The 17,069-nt window shown below is 64.5% G+C and carries 16 protein-coding genes; 15 read left to right on the top strand and 1 reads right to left on the bottom strand.

The genetic code is table 11. From position 1 onward, the window contains the following. The first annotated feature begins 30 nt into the window (after positions 1 to 30). From ACCQ07_RS19590 to ACCQ07_RS19615, 6 genes are all read left to right on the top strand, one after another. Positions 31 to 1,935 carry a copper resistance system multicopper oxidase gene (locus ACCQ07_RS19590; RefSeq protein ID WP_372363561.1) on the top strand — a complete coding sequence of 635 codons (1,905 nt, stop codon included), beginning with the start codon at positions 31 to 33 and terminating at the stop codon, positions 1,933 to 1,935. A 5-nt stretch (positions 1,936 to 1,940) separates the two neighbouring features. Continuing rightward, positions 1,941 to 3,077, top strand: a complete 1,137-nt coding sequence (locus tag ACCQ07_RS19595; RefSeq protein ID WP_372363562.1) for a copper resistance protein B — start codon at positions 1,941 to 1,943, stop codon at positions 3,075 to 3,077. A gap of 65 nt (positions 3,078 to 3,142) precedes the next feature. After that, positions 3,143 to 3,964, top strand: coding sequence for a c-type cytochrome (locus ACCQ07_RS19600; RefSeq protein ID WP_372363563.1), 822 nt, complete (start codon positions 3,143 to 3,145; stop codon positions 3,962 to 3,964). Positions 3,965 to 3,996: 32 nt separating this feature from the next. Next, positions 3,997 to 4,491, top strand: coding sequence for a YybH family protein (locus tag ACCQ07_RS19605; RefSeq protein WP_372363564.1), 495 nt, complete (start codon positions 3,997 to 3,999; stop codon positions 4,489 to 4,491). A 14-nt stretch (positions 4,492 to 4,505) separates the two neighbouring features. Beyond that, a complete protein-coding gene (locus ACCQ07_RS19610; RefSeq protein WP_372363565.1) occupies positions 4,506 to 5,030 on the top strand; it encodes a DUF411 domain-containing protein in 525 nt (174 codons plus the stop codon). Between the two features lie 80 nt (positions 5,031 to 5,110). Beyond that, positions 5,111 to 5,467 (top strand): four-helix bundle copper-binding protein, encoded by a 357-nt coding sequence (locus tag ACCQ07_RS19615; protein ID WP_372363566.1) that lies wholly within the window; start codon positions 5,111 to 5,113, stop codon positions 5,465 to 5,467. 119 nt (positions 5,468 to 5,586) lie between these two features. On the opposite strand, the gene ACCQ07_RS19620 is transcribed toward ACCQ07_RS19615, so the two are convergent. Then, positions 5,587 to 5,739, bottom strand: coding sequence for a hypothetical protein (locus ACCQ07_RS19620; protein WP_372363567.1), 153 nt, complete (start codon positions 5,737 to 5,739; stop codon positions 5,587 to 5,589). 129 nt (positions 5,740 to 5,868) lie between these two features. Here ACCQ07_RS19620 and ACCQ07_RS19625 point away from each other — a divergent pair, with 129 nt between their 5' ends. The 9 genes from ACCQ07_RS19625 (at position 5,869) to ACCQ07_RS19665 (ending at position 17,022) form a co-directional block, all read left to right on the top strand. Beyond that, complete coding sequence (locus tag ACCQ07_RS19625; RefSeq protein WP_372363568.1) at positions 5,869 to 6,267, top strand: heavy metal-responsive transcriptional regulator; 399 nt, start codon at positions 5,869 to 5,871, stop codon at positions 6,265 to 6,267. A gap of 116 nt (positions 6,268 to 6,383) precedes the next feature. Continuing rightward, positions 6,384 to 8,693: a heavy metal translocating P-type ATPase gene (locus ACCQ07_RS19630; RefSeq protein ID WP_372364171.1), complete on the top strand. Its 2,310-nt coding sequence runs from the start codon at positions 6,384 to 6,386 to the stop codon at positions 8,691 to 8,693. 26 nt (positions 8,694 to 8,719) lie between these two features. Further along, positions 8,720 to 9,034: a hypothetical protein gene (locus tag ACCQ07_RS19635; protein ID WP_372363569.1), complete on the top strand. Its 315-nt coding sequence runs from the start codon at positions 8,720 to 8,722 to the stop codon at positions 9,032 to 9,034. Between the two features lie 65 nt (positions 9,035 to 9,099). Next, positions 9,100 to 9,798, top strand: a complete 699-nt coding sequence (locus ACCQ07_RS19640) for a hypothetical protein (RefSeq protein ID WP_372363570.1) — start codon at positions 9,100 to 9,102, stop codon at positions 9,796 to 9,798. Between the two features lie 51 nt (positions 9,799 to 9,849). Next, positions 9,850 to 10,353: a DUF305 domain-containing protein gene (locus ACCQ07_RS19645; RefSeq protein ID WP_372363571.1), complete on the top strand. Its 504-nt coding sequence runs from the start codon at positions 9,850 to 9,852 to the stop codon at positions 10,351 to 10,353. A gap of 216 nt (positions 10,354 to 10,569) precedes the next feature. Then, positions 10,570 to 10,974 (top strand): hypothetical protein, encoded by a 405-nt coding sequence (locus tag ACCQ07_RS19650; RefSeq protein WP_372363573.1) that lies wholly within the window; start codon positions 10,570 to 10,572, stop codon positions 10,972 to 10,974. A 71-nt stretch (positions 10,975 to 11,045) separates the two neighbouring features. Continuing rightward, complete coding sequence (locus ACCQ07_RS19655; protein ID WP_372363574.1) at positions 11,046 to 12,353, top strand: TolC family protein; 1,308 nt, start codon at positions 11,046 to 11,048, stop codon at positions 12,351 to 12,353. Then, positions 12,350 to 13,861 (top strand): efflux RND transporter periplasmic adaptor subunit, encoded by a 1,512-nt coding sequence (locus ACCQ07_RS19660; RefSeq protein ID WP_372363575.1) that lies wholly within the window; start codon positions 12,350 to 12,352, stop codon positions 13,859 to 13,861. The genes ACCQ07_RS19655 and ACCQ07_RS19660 overlap by 4 nt, the downstream gene beginning before the upstream one ends. Further along, entirely contained in the window at positions 13,858 to 17,022 is a 3,165-nt protein-coding gene (locus tag ACCQ07_RS19665; protein ID WP_372363576.1) for an efflux RND transporter permease subunit, read from the top strand. The genes ACCQ07_RS19660 and ACCQ07_RS19665 overlap by 4 nt, the downstream gene beginning before the upstream one ends. Positions 17,023 to 17,069 lie beyond the last annotated feature (47 nt).

The raw sequence follows: 17,069 nt of genomic DNA on the forward strand, positions 1-17,069 counted from the left end.
GGCCGTTATTGACGCTTCCATGGAGTTCTCATGTCATTCGATTCTTTCGGCCCTGATGCCGACAGGCTGCGTAAGCCGTCGCGGCGCCGTTTTGTGCAAGGACTGGCCGCCGGCGGCGCCGTCGCCGGCCTCGGCCTGTGGCCGCAATCCAGTTGGGCCCTGAAAGGCCCCGGCAATTCCAACGTCCTGTCCGGGACCGAGTTCGACCTCACCATCGGCGAAACGCCGATGAACTTCACCGGGCGCACTCGCCCGGCCATTACGGTCAACGGTTCGATTCCAGCACCACTGCTGCGCTGGCGCGAAGGCACGACCGTCAATCTGCGCGTATCCAACGCGCTGCCGGCCAACTCGATTCATGGCCACGAGACCTCGATCCATTGGCACGGGATCTTACTGCCGGCCAATATGGATGGCGTTCCCGGCTTGAGCTTTGCCGGCATTCATCGCGGCGAAACCTATCACTACCGCTTCACGGTGAAGCAAGGCGGCACCTACTGGTACCACAGCCATTCGGCGTTCCAGGAACAGGCGGGTCTGTACGGGCCGCTGGTGATCGATCCGCTGGAACCCGAACCTTTTGCTTTTGATCGCGACTACGTGGTGATGCTGTCCGACTGGACCGATCTGGATTCGGCGGCATTGTTCTCGCGGTTGAAGAAGATGGCCGGTTACGACAACTACTACAAGCGCACCGTCGGCGACTTCATCCGCGACGCGCAGCGCGACGGACTCGCGGCGACCGTCGCTGACCGCAAGATGTGGGGACAGATGCGAATGACGCCCACGGACCTGTCGGACGTCAACGCCAACACCTATACCTACCTCATGAACGGCACGACAGCGCTCGGCAACTGGACCGGGCTGTTCCGCTCTGGCGAGAAGGTGCGCGTGCGCTTCATCAATGGCTCGGCGATGACGTATTTCGATGTACGCATCCCTGGCTTGAAGATGACCGTCGTCGCTGCCGATGGCCAATACGTGCATCCGGTGACGGTGGACGAGTTCCGCATTGCGGTGGCCGAGACCTTCGATGTGATCGTCGAGCCGTCGGGCCTAGATGCCTTCACCATTTTCGCGCAGGATTCGGGCCGTACCGGTTACGTCAGCGGCACCTTGGCCGTGCGCGAAGGCCTGCGGGCTCCCGTTCCGGCGGTCGATCCGCGTCCTATCCTCACCATGGCCGACATGGGCATGGCGGGGATGGATCATGGCAGCATGGGCGGCATGGACATGTCCGGCAGCAAGGGCATGGAAGGCGGCTGTGGCGCCAATATGGGCATGGCCGGGATGGGCCAGGACAACGCACCGAACGCCCAGGCGCCGGCCGCACCGGACCCGCATGCCGGCCACGACGACATGAGCGCGATGCCGGCCGGTCCGATGGCCGGCATGGAACACGGCAGCGGTATGCAATCGCATCCGGTCAGCGAGAGCAAGAACCCGCTGGTCGACAACCAGGCCACGACCCCAACCTCGCGGCTGGACGATCCAGGGAACGGCTTACGCGACAACGGTCGCACCGTGCTCAGCTACGCGATGCTCAAGAGTGCGTTTGCCGACCCCGATGGCCGCGATCCGGGCCGCGAGATCGAACTGCATTTGACCGGTCACATGGAAAAATTCGCGTGGGGCTTCAACGGTCAGAAGTTCTCCGAGGTCGCGCCACTGCGGCTGAACTACGGCGAACGCCTGCGCATCGTGCTGGTCAACGACACGATGATGACCCACCCCATCCACTTGCATGGCATGTGGAGCGACGTAGAGGACGACCAGGGCAACTTCCTGGTGCGCAAGCACACTGTCGATATGCCGCCCGGCAGTAAGCGCAGCTATCGAGTGCGCGCCGACGCGCTGGGCAGCTGGGCCTATCACTGTCATCTGCTGTACCACATGGAGGCCGGCATGATGCGGCAAGTGCGGGTGGACGAATGAAAACCATGACCGCCTCCAACATCCTATTGCGCGCCGGCTTACTGGGCGCTGCCGTGGCGCTTACGTCGTTGTCGCCATCGGTCTGCGCACAGGAAATGGACCATTCCCAGATGCAAATGCCGATGCCGACGGAGAAGCCAGCCCCGGACAAGAAAACAACCAAGAAACCAGCCGCGAAACCTTCAGCCAAGCCAGTCGTGACCGAAGCGCATGAGGGTCATGACGCGGCCACTGCGCCTGCTGACAAGCCAAAACCGGACGCGTCGATGGACCACTCCGCGATGGGCCATGACATGCCGATGCCTGCCACACAACAGGCGCCCGTCGATCACGCCACCATGCAGCACGACATGAGCACGATGCCGAGCGAGGCCGCCCCGATGGATCACGCGGCCATGGGGCACGGTGCTAAAACGACCGCCCCTGCCGAGCCGCGGACCCCGATTCCCGTCGTCACCGACGAAGATCGGGCCGCAGCCGTGCCGCCGCCGAACGACCATCCCGTTCACGACAATACGATTCAGCACTATGTGTTGCTCAATCGGCTCGAAGCCTGGAACGCGGATCCGGGCACGGGTTTGGCATGGGAAGGACAAGGCTGGATCGGCACCGACCGCAATCGATTGTGGCTGCGCAGCGAGGGAGAACGCGCCGACGGGCGTACTGAGGCGGCGGATCTGGAAGTGCTTTATGGCCGCAGCATCGCGACCTGGTGGGATTTGGTCGCCGGTGTCCGCCACGACTTCAAGCCCGGCGATTCGCAGAGCTTCGCTGCCATCGGTGTGCAAGGCCTGGCCCCGCAGAAGTTCGAGGTCGAGGCCACCGCCTACGTGGGCGAACGTGGCCAGACTGCCGCGCGGTTCGAGGCTGAGTACGAACTATTGCTCACCAACCGCTTGATCCTGCAGCCGCTGGTCGAAGTGAACCTGTTCGGCAAGGACGATCCCGCCCGTGGCATCGCATCGGGATTGAGTACCGCCGAAGCCGGGCTGCGCCTGCGCTATGAGTTCACACGCCAGTTCGCGCCGTATATCGGTGTGGTCTACGAGCGTGCTTTTGGAGGCACGGCTGATTTGCGCCGGGCCGAAGACGAAGACATCAACGACATCCGCGTGGTTGCGGGCTTCCGTATCTGGTTCTAACTAGGGGACATCACACCATGCCTATCGTCACACGCCATTCGCTCATCACCGTCGCCGTACTTGCGGTGGCCTCGCTGCTGATCATCGGCCTTTTCGTCTGGTCCGGTCTTTACAACATCGGCGCCGACGACACGCATACGCGGCCGGTGTATTCGGTTCTGCAAACCTTGCGTGAGCGCTCCATCGCCACCCGCGCCAGGACACTTCAGCCACCCGACCTGACCGATCCGGCCCGCATCAAGCAAGGCGCCGGCAACTACAACGCCATGTGTACCGGCTGCCATCTCGGTCCGGGCATGGCCGAAACCGAACTGAGCAAGGGGCTATATCCCATGCCGCCGAATCTGGCCCAGCATGCGGTCGATCCACAGGAAGCGTTCTGGGTGATCAAGCACGGCATCAAGGCTTCGGGAATGCCGGCATGGGGCAAGAGCATGGAAGACGAGTACATCTGGAACATGGCGGCCTTCCTGCAACAGCTGCCCAAGCTCAACGCCGAGCAGTACCAGGCGCTGGTAGCCAGCAGCGGCGGCCATTCGCACGGCGGCGGTGAGACCGGCGGTCATGCGCACGCGGCAGGCGAAGCGGACGATCATCATGACGACGGCGATGAACAGGACGAGGCCAAGCCGCACTCGCATCCACCGGGCACGCCGGCGCATCAAGACAAAGCCGCTGATCCGCATGCCGGCATGGACATGGGGGCTGACAAAACCATTGATGAGGCTAAGCCGCACTCACATGCCCCCGGCACACCGGCCCACGACGACAACGCGCCTGCAGCGAAGAAGCCTTCTCAACCGTCGCCGCCGGCCGACGACCACGCTGGCATGGCGATGCCTGAACCGGCTCCGGCCGAGCATGCCGACGATGGTCATCAGCACTAGTTCTTTCTCCCTACAACGACAGGATCGTTCCAATGAAATTCCACATCAACGGCTCGTGGCTGGCCACCCTGATGATCTTGCCGATGCTCGCATCGGCACACGAACCGAAACCCGCGACACCTGCGACGCCGATCGCCACCGTCAGCGATCAAGCCAAGCCGGCGGTGGCCGTGGTCGAGCAGTTCTCGGCGGCGATGCTAGCCGGCGACCTGGATCGTGCCGGAAAGCTGCTGACCGAAGATGTGCTTATTCTCGAAAGCGGCGGTGCAGAACGTTCACGGGCCGAATACCTCGGCGGACACGCCCTCCACGACGCGGCCTTCCTCAAGACCGCGCACAGCCAGGTCAAGCAGCGCGCCGCGCATGTAGACGGCAACACGGCCTGGGTGGGTACCGAGAGCGAGCTGCACACCACCAAAGAGGGGAAAGCCCTGACCCTGCTCAGCACGGAAACGATGGTGCTTAAGCAGACCCCGGCCGGGTGGCGAATTGTGCATATCCATTGGTCTTCACGGCCCAAACGTTGAACGAAGCAGGCGCCATGAACATTCGATCTTCTCTGTTGATGTTGGGAGCCCTGACCGGAACTACGACCATGATGGCCTGCACGCGATCGCCTCAGCCCATCAATGCCGCGGCGCCTCCATCATCGCAACCGGCCGCGGCCAAGGCGGCCACGGCATCACTCGCACTGCCGCAGGTCGTCGTGCACAAGAGTCCGAGTTGCCGCTGCTGCGCCCTCTGGGTCAAGCATTTGCGCGATGCCGGTTTCGTGGTCGACGTGCGCAATGAGGACAATCTCAACCCTATCAAGGAGCGTGTCGGCGTGCCCTACGGCAAGGGTTCATGCCACACCGCGCAAGTCGGCAGCTACTTCGTCGAGGGTCATGTGCCGGCCGAGGACATCAAACGGCTGCTGGCGCAACGGCCCGATGCCAAGGGCTTGGTACTGCCGGGCATGCCGATGGGTTCACCCGGCATGGAGATGCCGGACGGGCGAACGCAGCCGTACACGGTCGGGCTTGTCGAGCGTGATGGGAGGACGACAGCGTTCGCATCGCATTGAGGGGGGAATTGGTCCCGGGGACGGTGTTGCGGGCGCGCCGATTATTCGCCCGCTTTCCGAAACGAGAATGGAGAACACCCATGACCCATCATTCCGCCGCCCATCGGCCCCAGGCCATGAACGATTGCATCGACAACTGCACCCAGTGTCATGCGATCTGCTTGGAGACCATCAACTACTGTTTGGGCAAGGGTGGCGCACACGCGGCGCCCGAGCACATCGCATTGCTGGCTGCGTGCGCCGATATTTGTACCACCAGTGCCGACACCATGCTGCGCGGTGCGGCCGTGCACACGGTTATCTGCGGCGCCTGTGCGGAAGTCTGCCGACAATGCGCAGCGGCTTGCGAAGCGATGGGCGATGACGCGCAGATGCAGCGCTGCGCCGAGATTTGCCGGCGTTGTGCAGACAGCTGTGCCGCGATGGCCAGCCATTAGCTCGTGAGGTCCCGCCGGGCCGCCGGCGAGATGACCATCTGGAGAACATCATGAACGCATCAAATCCAACCCAACTTTCGGTCCGGCATGCCCGGATCGCGTTGCGCGTCAGCCGGGCTTTATTGCTGCTGGCAGCATTGGCGTTGCTCGGCGCGTAGCTGAGCGAGTGGCGCGGCGGTGAGCTGTTCGGCCTCAGTCAGCAGCACTTGTTCAACGACGCCACCGTGCTGGCCTTGCTCGGTATCGGCGGCCTGATTGACACCTGGTTCCATGAACGCTGGCCGTCCACGCTTTAGGAGATCGCGCCCGAGCGTCAATGATTGGCGCTTGGGGCTTGACTCTGGACGTAGGTCCAGGCTGCAAACTCGTTCCAGGCCAGGAAAGCAGCAATGGAGGACGCGATGAAAATCGGTGAGCTCGCCCAACGTGCCGGTGTCCGCATCGACACCGTACGCTACTACGAACGGCAAGGTTTGTTGCCGCCGCCCGCGCGCCAAGCCTCCGGTTATCGCAGCTACGCGTCACCTGACATATCGCGCCTGCACTTTGTGCGTCGCGCCAAAGCCCTCGGCTTTACCCTCGAAGAAATACGCGACCTGTTGGCGCTGTCGGGGCGACGCGAGGACGACATGGGTGGCCTCAAGGCGGCCGCAACGGAGAAGCTGGCCGACGTCGAAACCAAACTGGCCGAACTCACACGCATCCGCGACGGCCTGCAAGCGTTGATCGCCTCTTGTCCCGGGCATGGTGCCCTGGATCGGTGTCCCATTCTCAATGCCCTCGACGAGGATCTGGCATGAACGCGCATTCGCACGGATCTGACGCATCCGCTAAGGACACCGGTCCCAGTTGTTGTGGGTCCGCGAACAAGCCGGAAGCCGATACGATGGCGAAGGTGATTGACCCGGTGTGCGGCATGCAGGTCGATCCGAAGACCACGACGCACCATGCCACGCACGCAGGTCACGACTATCACTTCTGTTCGGCGCGCTGTCGAGAGAAATTCGTCGCCGATCCAGTGAAGTATCTGTCGCCCGAAGCTGCCGCAACGACACCGCCGGCGCCGGCCGGCACGATCTATACCTGCCCGATGCACCCCCAGATCCGTCAGGAAGGCCCCGGCACCTGCCCGATCTGTGGCATGGCGCTGGAGCCGGAAATGCCGAGCCTGGAGGACGAAGACAATCCCGAACTGCGCGATTTCACCCGGCGCTTCTGGTGGACGCTGCCGCTGACGGTCATCGTGCTCACCTTGGCGATGCTCGGCCATCGGATTGCATTCCTGTCGACCGAAGCGCGCACCTGGATCGAGCTGGCGCTGAGCGCGCCGGTGGTGCTGTGGGCCGGCTGGCCGTTCTTCGAGCGCTGCGCGGCATCGATCCGCAATCGCAGTCCCAACATGTGGACGCTGATCGGCATCGGCGTCGGTGCCGCCTTCGGCTACAGCGTAGTGGCGACCATCGCGCCCGATCTGTTCCCGGCGTCTTTCCGGGAACATGGACGCGTGGGCGTCTACTTTGAGGCGGCGGCGGTCATCGTCTCGCTGACGCTGCTGGGCCAGTTGCTGGAATTGCGGGCGCGCTCGAAAACATCCGCCGCGATCAAAGCGCTGCTCGGCCTGGCGCCGAAAACGGCACGACGCGTGAACGACGACGGCAGCGAGGAAGACATCCCGCTCGAACATGTGCACGTCGGCAACCGCTTGCGGGTGCGCCCCGGCGAAAAGGTGCCGGTCGATGGGGTGGTGCTGGAAGGAAGATCTAGCATCGACGAGTCGATGCTGACCGGCGAACCGATCCCGGTGGAGAAGACCGCCGGTGCCCAGGTCATCGGCGCGACGCTCAACGGCACCGGCAGCCTCGTTGTCCGGGCCGAGAAGATCGGCGCGGAGACCGTGCTGTCGCAGATCGTGCAGCTGGTAGCCCAAGCCCAGCGATCGCGTGCACCGATGCAACGCATGGCCGACAAGGTCGCATTCTGGTTCGTATTGGCTGTGCTCAGCGTGGCCCTGATTACCTTTCTTGGTTGGGGCCTGTTCGGGCCGGAGCCGGCGTGGACCTATGCCGTGTTGAATGCTGTCTCGGTACTGATTATTGCCTGTCCGTGTGCGTTGGGACTGGCTACGCCGATGTCGATCATGGTCGCCACCGGCCGTGCCGCGCAGGCCGGCGTGTTGTTCCGCGATGCCGAAGCGATCGAGCAGCTGCGCAAGATCGATACGCTGATCGTCGACAAGACCGGCACACTGACCGAAGGTCGTCCTGCGTTCCGCGACGACATCGCCGCGGAAGGATTCGCGCCGGATCAGGTGATCCAGCTAGCGGCGAGCTTGGAACAGGGCAGCGAACATCCACTGGCCGAAGCGATCCTGGCCGAGGCCAAACAGCGCAATCTCGCGCTGGATCGGGCGGAGGATTTTGACTCGGTCACCGGCATGGGCGTACGTGGACGTGTCGGCGGCAAGGCGCTGGCGCTGGGAAACAAGGCCCTCATGGTCCAGGTCGGCGCCGACATCACGCCGTTGCTGGGCAGCGCCGAACGGCTGCGCAAGGAAGGCGCCAGCGTGATGTTCCTGGCGGTCGATGGCCGTTTGGCGGGCGCAGTGGCCGTGGCCGATCCGATAAAGGCCACGACATTGCCTGCGTTGAACGAATTGCGTGCCGCCGGCCTGCACCTAGTGATGGCCTCCGGCGATGCCCAGGCCACCGCCGAAGCCGTGGGCCGAACGCTTGGCATCGACGACGTGCGTGGCGAAGTGCGCCCGCAGGACAAGGCGGAACTGGTGCAACAGCTCAAGGCCCAGGGCCGGCGCGTGGCGATGGCCGGCGATGGCATCAACGATGCGCCCGCCTTGGCCGCAGCCGATGTCGGTATCGCCATGGGCACCGGCACCGATGTCGCCATGTCGAGCGCGCAGGTCACGTTGGTCAAGGGCGATCTGCGCCGGATCCTGCAGGCCCGCGCGATTTCCGAGGGTGCGGTGACCAACATGAAGCAGAATCTAGGCTTTGCCTTTCTCTATAACGCCATCGGCGTGCCGATCGCCGCTGGCGTGTTGTATCCGGTGTTCGGCCTGTTGCTCAGCCCGATGATCGCGGCGCTGGCGATGAGCCTGAGCTCGGTTTCGGTGGTCACCAACGCCTTGCGCCTGGCCAAATCACCGCTGCCACAACCTCAAACCGACGGCCCCCGCGCTGAGCCCGCAAAGGCCGCCTCCTGTCATTAGGCTCATTTTCCCACTGGAGTAATTTTATGAAACTGAAAGCACATCTCGCCCTCCTGCCACTTACGTTGGTCGCCGGAATGGCGCTTGCTCACGATCCGCCGAAGACGGCCGATCAGGAGGACAAGGTCGACCACAGCAAGATGGACATGTCCGGCAAGCAAGCCGATCACAAAAAGATGGCCGCCGACGAATTCGCCGCCCTGGATAAGAACAAGGACGGGAAGCTGACCAAGGCCGAACTCCCGAAGGATTCACCGGTTCGGCCACACTTCGAGATGCTGGATGCCGACAAGGATGGCAGCCTGAGCAGTGCGGAATTTGCCGGCCATCACGGCATGTGAGGGCGCGTCAGACCGCATAGGATGAGTACGTAGAAACCACACGACCTGGCAAGGAGTCACCGACCATGATCATGGCACCGCGTCTGCGGAAATTCGCGCTCACGACACACGTCACTTTCTCGGTCGGTTTGCTCGGTGCGATCGCTGCCTTCCTGGCCCTGGCCCTCGCGGGCCTGACAACCGAGAATGCAACGATCGTCCGTGCGGCCTATTTGGCGATGGATTTGACCGCACGGTTCGTCATCGTGCCATTGGCGTTCGCTTCACTGCTCACGGGACTTATCCAGTCGCTGGGTACGCCGTGGGGCTTGTTTCGACATTATTGGATCCTTGCCAAGCTGTTGCTGACTGCCTTTGCCACCCTCATCCTGTTAGCAAAGATCAAGCTCATCGGCTACGCAGTCCACCTGGCCGCAGAGACGATGCTGCCCCGTGCAGATCTCCGCATGGTCGGGATGGAACTCGCGGCTCACGCGGCTGGCGGGCTGCTGGTATTGCTCGTGCCTGCAATACTCTCGGTGTACAAGCCGCGGGGCCTGACCGCGTATGGGCGGCGTAAGCAACAGGGCGCATCATCGCAAACACCATACCGCTCACCGAAACGCCCTTCCTTTGGTCCCAGCGGCGACATCGGCGCTGGCAGCCGCAGCGGTTCGATCACCATCACGCTGCGCCGTGGGCATATATTCGGAATCACTGCCGCTGTTCTGGTTCTGCATGCCTTCATTCTGCACTTGACCGGCATCGGGCTCGGTAGGCATTGAGGCAGTCTCCTAGTTATCTATCGTCCTGGCACGACATCGGAGTTCACGCACATGCAACAGCACGCACAGCATCAGGGATCAACGAAGAAAACGCACTACGGGCGTCTGCTGCTGATGGTGGTCTTGTCGTTTGTCGCGATGTACATCTTGATGTACGCGATGGCCGATCGGCTGGAGAACGTCTATTCCAACTTCAACCAGTTCTACATGGCCGGGTTGATGGCCGCCCCGATGTTGGTCCTGGAATTGGTGTTGATGGGAGGCATGTATCAGAACAAAAAGCTCAATGGCGCGTTGATTGCGCTCGGCATTGTGCTGGCGCTCGTCTTTTGGGCGCTTATCAGGCAGCAGGCCGCGATCAATGATCGCCAATTTCTCAAGTCGATGATTCCGCACCACGCCGGAGCGATTTTGATGTGCGAGCAAGCGAGCATCCAAGACCCGGAGATCCTGCAACTCTGCCAGGGGATCATCGCCTCTCAAAGCGCCGAAATCGCACAGATGAAGTCGCTTCTACAAAAGCAGGGCCGTGAGGGTCACGGCCAAGCTGAATGATGTCCATGCCCGCCTGTGCACCCTTGGAATACGTTTCGGCCGCCGAGGAGGGTCGGATAGCGAGCCGACTCTGGCAGAGATCGGGAAGGAACTTCTGATGCACGGCATGCATCCAATCGTCAATCGCAATAGACTAGCCGGTATGCCATTTTCCTTCAGCCCGCTCTATGTTTCCGCTATCCGGGGTGCTCGTGCCCACGGCGGGAGTGGGTGCCCATGAAAGGATCAATGCGCCTGGCGAGATTTCGCACGCGCCGTCAGCGGCTGCGCTTCGCGTGGTTGGCGTTGCTGGCCTTGCTGTTCCAGCAGGTCGCCTTGGCCGCCTACAGTTGTCCGACGACAGACGTGCCGCCTCAGCCGCAGGCCCTGATGGCCGGTTGCGAAGGCATGGAGATGCCCGATGCGGATGCGCCCGCGTTGTGCGACAAGCACTGCCAGCGGGATCACTTGACCACCCCGGATCTGCGTCTTGCGCAAGTGCCGCCGCTCGCTTTGCCGCCGCCGCACTTTGATTTAGCTGCGTCGCTGCTACCACTGGCACCGGCCCAGAATTACGAGGACGTGCCGACGTGCCGTTCCGATCCGCCGCCTGCGCAGCGCTTCTGTAGCCTGCAAATCTAGACCCTGACCCCGCTCGCAATCGTGCTGCCGTGCTTCGGCGGCGCGCTCGTTTCTGCGTGTTCGGAGGTCTCATGTCTGTCTTGTTCTCGCTGCGCCGCAGGCGCAGCCCTCGTTGTTTGGCGACGCTTGCGCTCGCCCTGTGGTTTTTCGCTGCTCCGAGTTGGTCCGCGTCGACCGGGGTGTCTTTTACCGAGGCCGTTCGCCTGGCCGTGGAGCGCGCCCCCGCATTGGAGGCGCGGCAGGCGCAGACCGCGGCGGCGCGTGAAGAGGCTGTGCGGGCAGCCGCGTTGCCCGATCCCAAGCTGACGGTCGGCATCGCCAACTGGCCGGTCACCGGCGGTGATGCGTTCGATTTTCGCGCTGACGACATGACCATGAAACAGGTCGGCGTGATGCAGGAATTCCCGGCCCGTGCCAAGCGCCAGGCGAGGCAGACAGTGGCCGATCGCAGCATCGAACAGGCGCAGGCCCTGTCGGTAGCCGAGCAATTGACGGTGCGCCGGGCCGCCGCGGACGCCTGGATCACGCTGTGGGCCGCACAGCGCGAAGTGGACGCCTTGAAGGCGCTGCGGGAACAATCCGCGCTCGCAGTGCGGCTCGCCAAGGCGCGGTTGGCCAACGGCGCGGGCACGGTGGTCGATACCCTGGCCACGCAAGCGGCGGCTCTCGAACTGGAAAACCGCATCGATGCGGCCGAGGCATCGGTGGAAGCCGCCCGCGGCACGCTGGCTCGCTGGCTGGGCGTGGAGCCTGCCGACCTTGCAACGGACGGTATGCCTCCGGAGTTGACGGTCCTGCCGGTCGGCGAGGCGGCGCTGCTGGCGTCGGTCGATCGCCAAGGGCCGCTGCTGCCCTGGCGTTCGCGCGAAGCCGTCGCGGAGGCCGAAGTCGCGTTGGCGGCGGCCGAGAAGCGGCCCGACTGGAGTCTCGGCGCGTCCTATGGGCAGCGTGCCCGCTCCCCCGATGGCATGCCCCGCAGCGACATGCTGATGATCGAGTTCGCGATCGATCTGCCGTTGTTCACGCGCAATCGCCAGGACCGCGGCATTGCGGCCCGCCGCGCCGAACTCGACGCCGTGGTCGCCTCGCACGAAGACGCACGACGAATGCAAATCGAAGCCGTTCGCCGTGCTTTGGCGGAATGGAACGGACTCAAGCGGCAGGTCGCGCGCAAGGAAGACGAGATGCTGCCGCTGGCCCGCGACCGGGCGCAGACCGCGGTGGCGAGCTACGGCGGCGGCGGCGAACTGCAACCGTGGCTTGATGCGCGGCGCGATGAGCTCGAACTGCGCCTCGAACATGCCCGTCACCTGGGCGACCTCGGCCGCGTCTGGGCCGCGCTGGCCTATCTGTTACCCGATCAGGAGATCACGCCATGACCCGTCCCATGACCCGCATGGCGCTCATCGCCTCGGCCGTTGCATTGCTCGCCATCGGTCTGGCTGGTGGCTACTGGTGGGCCCAACGCCACGCCGCCGGCAGCACGGAGGTGCCGCCCCCCGTCCCCTCCGCACCACCGGACCGCAAGGCACTGTACTGGTACGACCCGATGGTGCCGGACCAGCATTTCGACAAACCCGGCAAGTCGCCCTTCATGGACATGCAGTTGGTGCCCAAGTACGCCGACGAAGCGGCAGCCTCCGGCGTACGTATCGACTCGGGCACACAGCAGAGTGTCGGCATTCGCACCGCGGTGGTGGAAACCGGGCGCCTGGCGACCGAGATTCGCGTGCCGGCCACGCTGACCTGGGATCTGCGGCAGGAATCGGTGGTCAGCGCCCGCGTCGATGCGATCGTCTCGCGCCTGAACGTCAAGGCGCCGTACGAATCGGTTCGTCGCGGTCAGCCGCTGGCTTCGCTGCTGGCACCGGACTGGAGCAGCGCGCTGGCCGAGGCGCAAGCACTGCGGCAGACGCAGTCGGCCTCGGCGCGGGAGCTGCGATCGGCGGCGCAGCAGCGGCTGCGTGTACTCGGCGTGCCCAGTGACATGGGCCGCGACGGCAGCGTGACGTTGAGCGCCCCGAGCGACGGCGTGGTCAGTGAGATCCTGGTCCGCGAAGGTCAGACGGTGATGGCAGGCATGCCGCTGTTCCGCATCAACAGCACGGCCACGTTATGGCTGGAAGCGGCGATTCCACAGGCCGGCATCGGCGGTGTCGGCCCGGGGACGAAGGTCGAGGCGACGGTCAGCGCAGTGCCAGGGCAGACGTTCGCGGGCGAAGTGGAGACGCTGCTGCCGCAGATCGATTCCACCAGTCGCACCCAGCGTGCCCGCATCGTGTTGCGCAATCCGGACGGCGTGCTGGTGCCCGGCATGTTCGCTGAGTTGAGCCTTCAGCCTGAAGAGGGTGCCGCGGTACCGCTGGTGCCGAACGAGGCTTTGATTGCGACCGGCACCGACAGCCGCGTCATCGTGGTCGGCGACGATGGCCGGTTCCAGCCGGTACGCGTGCGCAGCGGGCGCAGCAGCGGCGGACGCACGGAGATCCTCGCCGGCTTGAAGGGCGGCGAGCGTGTGGTGACCTCCGGGCAATTCCTGATCGATTCCGAAGCCAGCCTGTCGGGTGCGCTGCAGCGGCTGCGGGCGCCGGCCGCTTCATCACGTCCGGCAGAAGCGCCATCGACGCACGAAATGACCCCCCCGATCGAAACTCCGTCGCCGGCAGTCATGCCGAAACCGGCGGCGAAGCCAAAGGCCACCTCAGCGCAGCGAGCGTGCCCGGTGTTGTATTGGTACGACCCGATGGTGCCGGATAAGCATTTCGAGCGGCCGGGCAAATCGCCCTTCATGGACATGCAACTGGTGCCCAAGTTCGGGCCGGACGCCGCCCCCGACTGCACCGTCCGCGATGTCGGGGCTACTGCGCCCAAGGAGCCGCGGCCATGATCGCCCGGATCATTCGCGCGGCCATCGCCAACCGCGCCCTGGTACTGCTGGCGGCCGTGCTGCTCGCGGTCGCCGGCCTGTGGTCGGTACGGCATACGCCGCTCGATGCGCTGCCCGACCTGTCCGACACCCAGGTCATCATTCGCACCGAGTGGCCCGGGCAAACGCCGCGCATTGTCGAGGACCAGGTCACCTATCCGCTGACCACGACCATGCTCTCGGTGCCCGGTGTGCGCACGGTGCGCGGCTATTCGTTCTTCGGCGACTCGTTCGTCTACATCCTGTTCGACGACGACACCGACCTGTACTGGGCGCGCTCGCGCGTGCTCGAATACCTGAGCCAGGTGCGCGATCGCTTGCCCGAAGGCGTCAATCCCGCGCTCGGCCCCGACGCCACCGGGCTGGGCTGGATCTACGAATACGCCCTGGTCGATCGCACCGGCCAGCACGATCTAGGAGAACTGCGGGCGCTGCAGGATTGGTTCCTGCGCTACGAGCTCAAGACCGTGCCCGACGTGGCCGAGGTCGCCAGCGTTGGCGGCATGGTGCGGGCGTGGCAGATCGTGCCCGACCCGCAGGCGCTGGCCGCCCGCGGCCTGACTGTGGCGCAGCTGATCGATGCGGTCGACGCGGCCAACGGCGCTACCGGTGGTTCGGTGATCGAACAGGGCGAGGCCGAGCTGATGGTGCGCAGCGAAGGCTACCTGCGCAGCGCCGAAGCCTTCGAGCAGGTGCCGGTGACGACCGCCGCCGACGGCGTGCCGGTGTTGCTGGGTGAAGTCGCCACGGTGCAGCGCGGCCCCACCTTCCGACGTGGCATCGCCGAGCTCGACGGCCAGGGCGAGGTTGCCGGCGGCGTGGTGGTGCTGCGTACCGGCAAGGATGCGTTGGCCGCGATTGCCGCGGTCAAGGCGCGCCTGGAAAAATTGAAGGCCAGTCTGCCGGCGGGCGTCGAGATCGTCCCGACCTACGACCGTTCCGAATTGATCCATGAAGCGGTGCGCAACCTCACCCACAAACTGGGCGAGGAGTTCCTGGTCGTCGCACTGGTGTGTGCGTTGTTCCTGTGGCACCTGCGTTCGGCGCTGGTGGCGGTGATCACCTTGCCGTTAGGTGTGCTGACCGCTTTCATCGTCATGCGCTACCAGGGCATCAGTGCCAACCTGCTGTCGCTGGGCGGCATCGCGATTGCGATCGGCGCGATGGTGGATGCGGCGGTGGTGATGATCGAGAACGCGCACAAGCACCTGGAGCATTGGCGCGACGCGCATGGCAGCGAGGCCGCCGGTGAAGACCGCTGGACGCTGATGGCAAAAGCGGCCAGCGAAGTCGGCCCGGCGCTGTTCGCCAGTTTGCTGGTGATCACCTTGTCGTTTGTGCCCGTGTTCGCGTTGCAGGCGCAGGAAGGCCGCTTGTTCTCGCCGCTCGCCTACACCAAGACCTATGCCATGGCGGCGGCGGCGGGCTTGTCGATCACCCTGATTCCGGTGCTGATGGGCTACCTGATCCGTGGGCGGATTCGGCCGGAAGCGGACAACCCGCTCAACCGGGTGCTGATCGCCGGCTATCGGCCGGTACTGGACGCGGTACTGCGCTTTCCGCGACTGACGCTGGCGCTCGGCGGCGTGATGCTGTTGCTGACCTTGATCCCGTACGTGCGGATCGGCAGCGAGTTCATGCCACCACTCAACGAGGGCACGCTGCTGTACATGCCGACTGCTTTGCCGGGGCTATCGTCCGGCAAAGCCGGTCAATTGCTGCAGCAGAGCGATCGTATGATCAAGACGGTGCCCGAGGTCGCGCACGTGTTCGGCAAGGCCGGCCGTGCCGACACCGCAACCGATCCGGCGCCGATCGAGATGTTCGAGACTACGGTGACCTTCAAGCCGCGCGATCAGTGGCGGCCGGGCATGACCATGGACAAGCTGCGCGCCGAACTCGATGCGGCGGTGAAGGTGCCCGGCCTCACGAACCTGTGGGTGCCGCCGATCCGTAACCGCATCGACATGCTCGCCACCGGCATCAAGAGCCCGATCGGCATCAAGGTGTCCGGGCCCGATACCCAGGTCATCGAGCAGGTCAGCGAACAGGTCGAGCGCGTGGCCAAGACCGTGGACGGCGTCAGCTCCTCGCTGGCCGAGCGCATCACCGGCGGTCGCTATGTCGATGTGCGGATTCGCCCCGTAGTCGCAGCCCGCTACGGACTGAGCCAGGCCGACCTGCAACGGTTGATCGCCACCGTGGTGGGTGGCGACGCCATCGGCGAGACCATCGAAGGCCGCGAACGCTATCCGATCGTGCTGCGCTACCCGCGCGGCCAACGCGATTCGCTCAGTGCCTTGGCGCAACTGCCGCTGGTCGCGCCCGGCGGCGTGCAACTGACCTTGGGGCAAGTGGCCGATGTGTCGCTGAGCCCGGGCCCGCCCATGCTCAAGAGCGAAAACGGCCGGTTGGTCGGCTACGTGTTCGTCGATGTCGCCGGGCGCGATCTGGGTTCGGTCGTGGCCGACCTGCAGCAGCGCATGGCCCAGCAGGTGAAACTGCCGCCGGGCTACGGCCTGGCCTGGTCGGGGCAGTACGAATACCTGGAACGGGCGCTGGCCCGATTGAAATGGGTGGTGCCGGCGGCGCTGGCGATCATCTTCTTGCTGATTTACCTGGTGTTCCGTCGCTTCGGCGAGGCGGCCATCATCATGCTCAGCCTGCCGCTGGCCCTGGTCGGTGGCCTGTGGCTGATCTGGATGCTGGGCCATGCGGTGTCGATCGCCACGCTGATCGGCTTCATCGCGCTGGGCGGCGTGGCCGCCGAATTCGTCGTGATCATGCTGCTGTACTTGCGTCAGGCGTGGGAACGCCGCCTGGCGGAAGGCGAGCCGGCCACCACCGCCACGCTGGAGGCGGCGATCCGCGAAGGCGCGGTGCTGCGCGTGCGGCCCAAGGCGATGACGGTGGCCGTGATCCTGGCGGGCTTGTTCCCCTTGTTTATCGGCTCCGGTGCCGGTTCGGAAGTGATGCAACGCATCGCCGCGCCGATGATCGGCGGCATGGTCACTGCGCCGCTGCTGTCCATGCTGATCATTCCGGCTGCGTATCGCCTGCTGCGCGGTCGCACCTTGTCTCGAACTACGTCCGCGGCAGCGCCGCCGGACGTCGCGACGTGAGAGGCGCGTTGAGTCCACTCACTTATTTTTACCGGAGAATTGTCATG

The sequence above is a fragment of the Xanthomonas sp. NCPPB 3583 genome, assembly GCF_041475715.2.
GTDB lineage: Bacteria > Pseudomonadota > Gammaproteobacteria > Xanthomonadales > Xanthomonadaceae > Xanthomonas > Xanthomonas euvesicatoria.

Bases quoted from the DNA above. Each gene is read 5' to 3' on its own strand.
- ACCQ07_RS19590 (WP_372363561.1), top strand. From the start codon at position 31: ATGTCATTCGATTCTTTCGGCCCTGATGCCGACAGGCTGCGTAAGCCG.
- ACCQ07_RS19595 (WP_372363562.1), top strand. From the start codon at position 1,941: ATGACCGCCTCCAACATCCTATTGCGCGCCGGCTTACTGGGCGCTGCC.
- ACCQ07_RS19605 (WP_372363564.1), top strand. From the start codon at position 3,997: ATGAAATTCCACATCAACGGCTCGTGGCTGGCCACCCTGATGATCTTG.
- ACCQ07_RS19610 (WP_372363565.1), top strand. From the start codon at position 4,506: ATGAACATTCGATCTTCTCTGTTGATGTTGGGAGCCCTGACCGGAACT.
- ACCQ07_RS19615 (WP_372363566.1), top strand. From the start codon at position 5,111: ATGACCCATCATTCCGCCGCCCATCGGCCCCAGGCCATGAACGATTGC.
- ACCQ07_RS19620 (WP_372363567.1), bottom strand. From the start codon at position 5,739: ATGGAACCAGGTGTCAATCAGGCCGCCGATACCGAGCAAGGCCAGCAC.
- ACCQ07_RS19625 (WP_372363568.1), top strand. From the start codon at position 5,869: ATGAAAATCGGTGAGCTCGCCCAACGTGCCGGTGTCCGCATCGACACC.
- ACCQ07_RS19630 (WP_372364171.1), top strand. From the start codon at position 6,384: ATGCAGGTCGATCCGAAGACCACGACGCACCATGCCACGCACGCAGGT.
- ACCQ07_RS19635 (WP_372363569.1), top strand. From the start codon at position 8,720: ATGAAACTGAAAGCACATCTCGCCCTCCTGCCACTTACGTTGGTCGCC.
- ACCQ07_RS19640 (WP_372363570.1), top strand. From the start codon at position 9,100: ATGATCATGGCACCGCGTCTGCGGAAATTCGCGCTCACGACACACGTC.
- ACCQ07_RS19645 (WP_372363571.1), top strand. From the start codon at position 9,850: ATGCAACAGCACGCACAGCATCAGGGATCAACGAAGAAAACGCACTAC.
- ACCQ07_RS19650 (WP_372363573.1), top strand. From the start codon at position 10,570: ATGAAAGGATCAATGCGCCTGGCGAGATTTCGCACGCGCCGTCAGCGG.
- ACCQ07_RS19655 (WP_372363574.1), top strand. From the start codon at position 11,046: ATGTCTGTCTTGTTCTCGCTGCGCCGCAGGCGCAGCCCTCGTTGTTTG.
- ACCQ07_RS19660 (WP_372363575.1), top strand. From the start codon at position 12,350: ATGACCCGTCCCATGACCCGCATGGCGCTCATCGCCTCGGCCGTTGCA.
- ACCQ07_RS19665 (WP_372363576.1), top strand. From the start codon at position 13,858: ATGATCGCCCGGATCATTCGCGCGGCCATCGCCAACCGCGCCCTGGTA.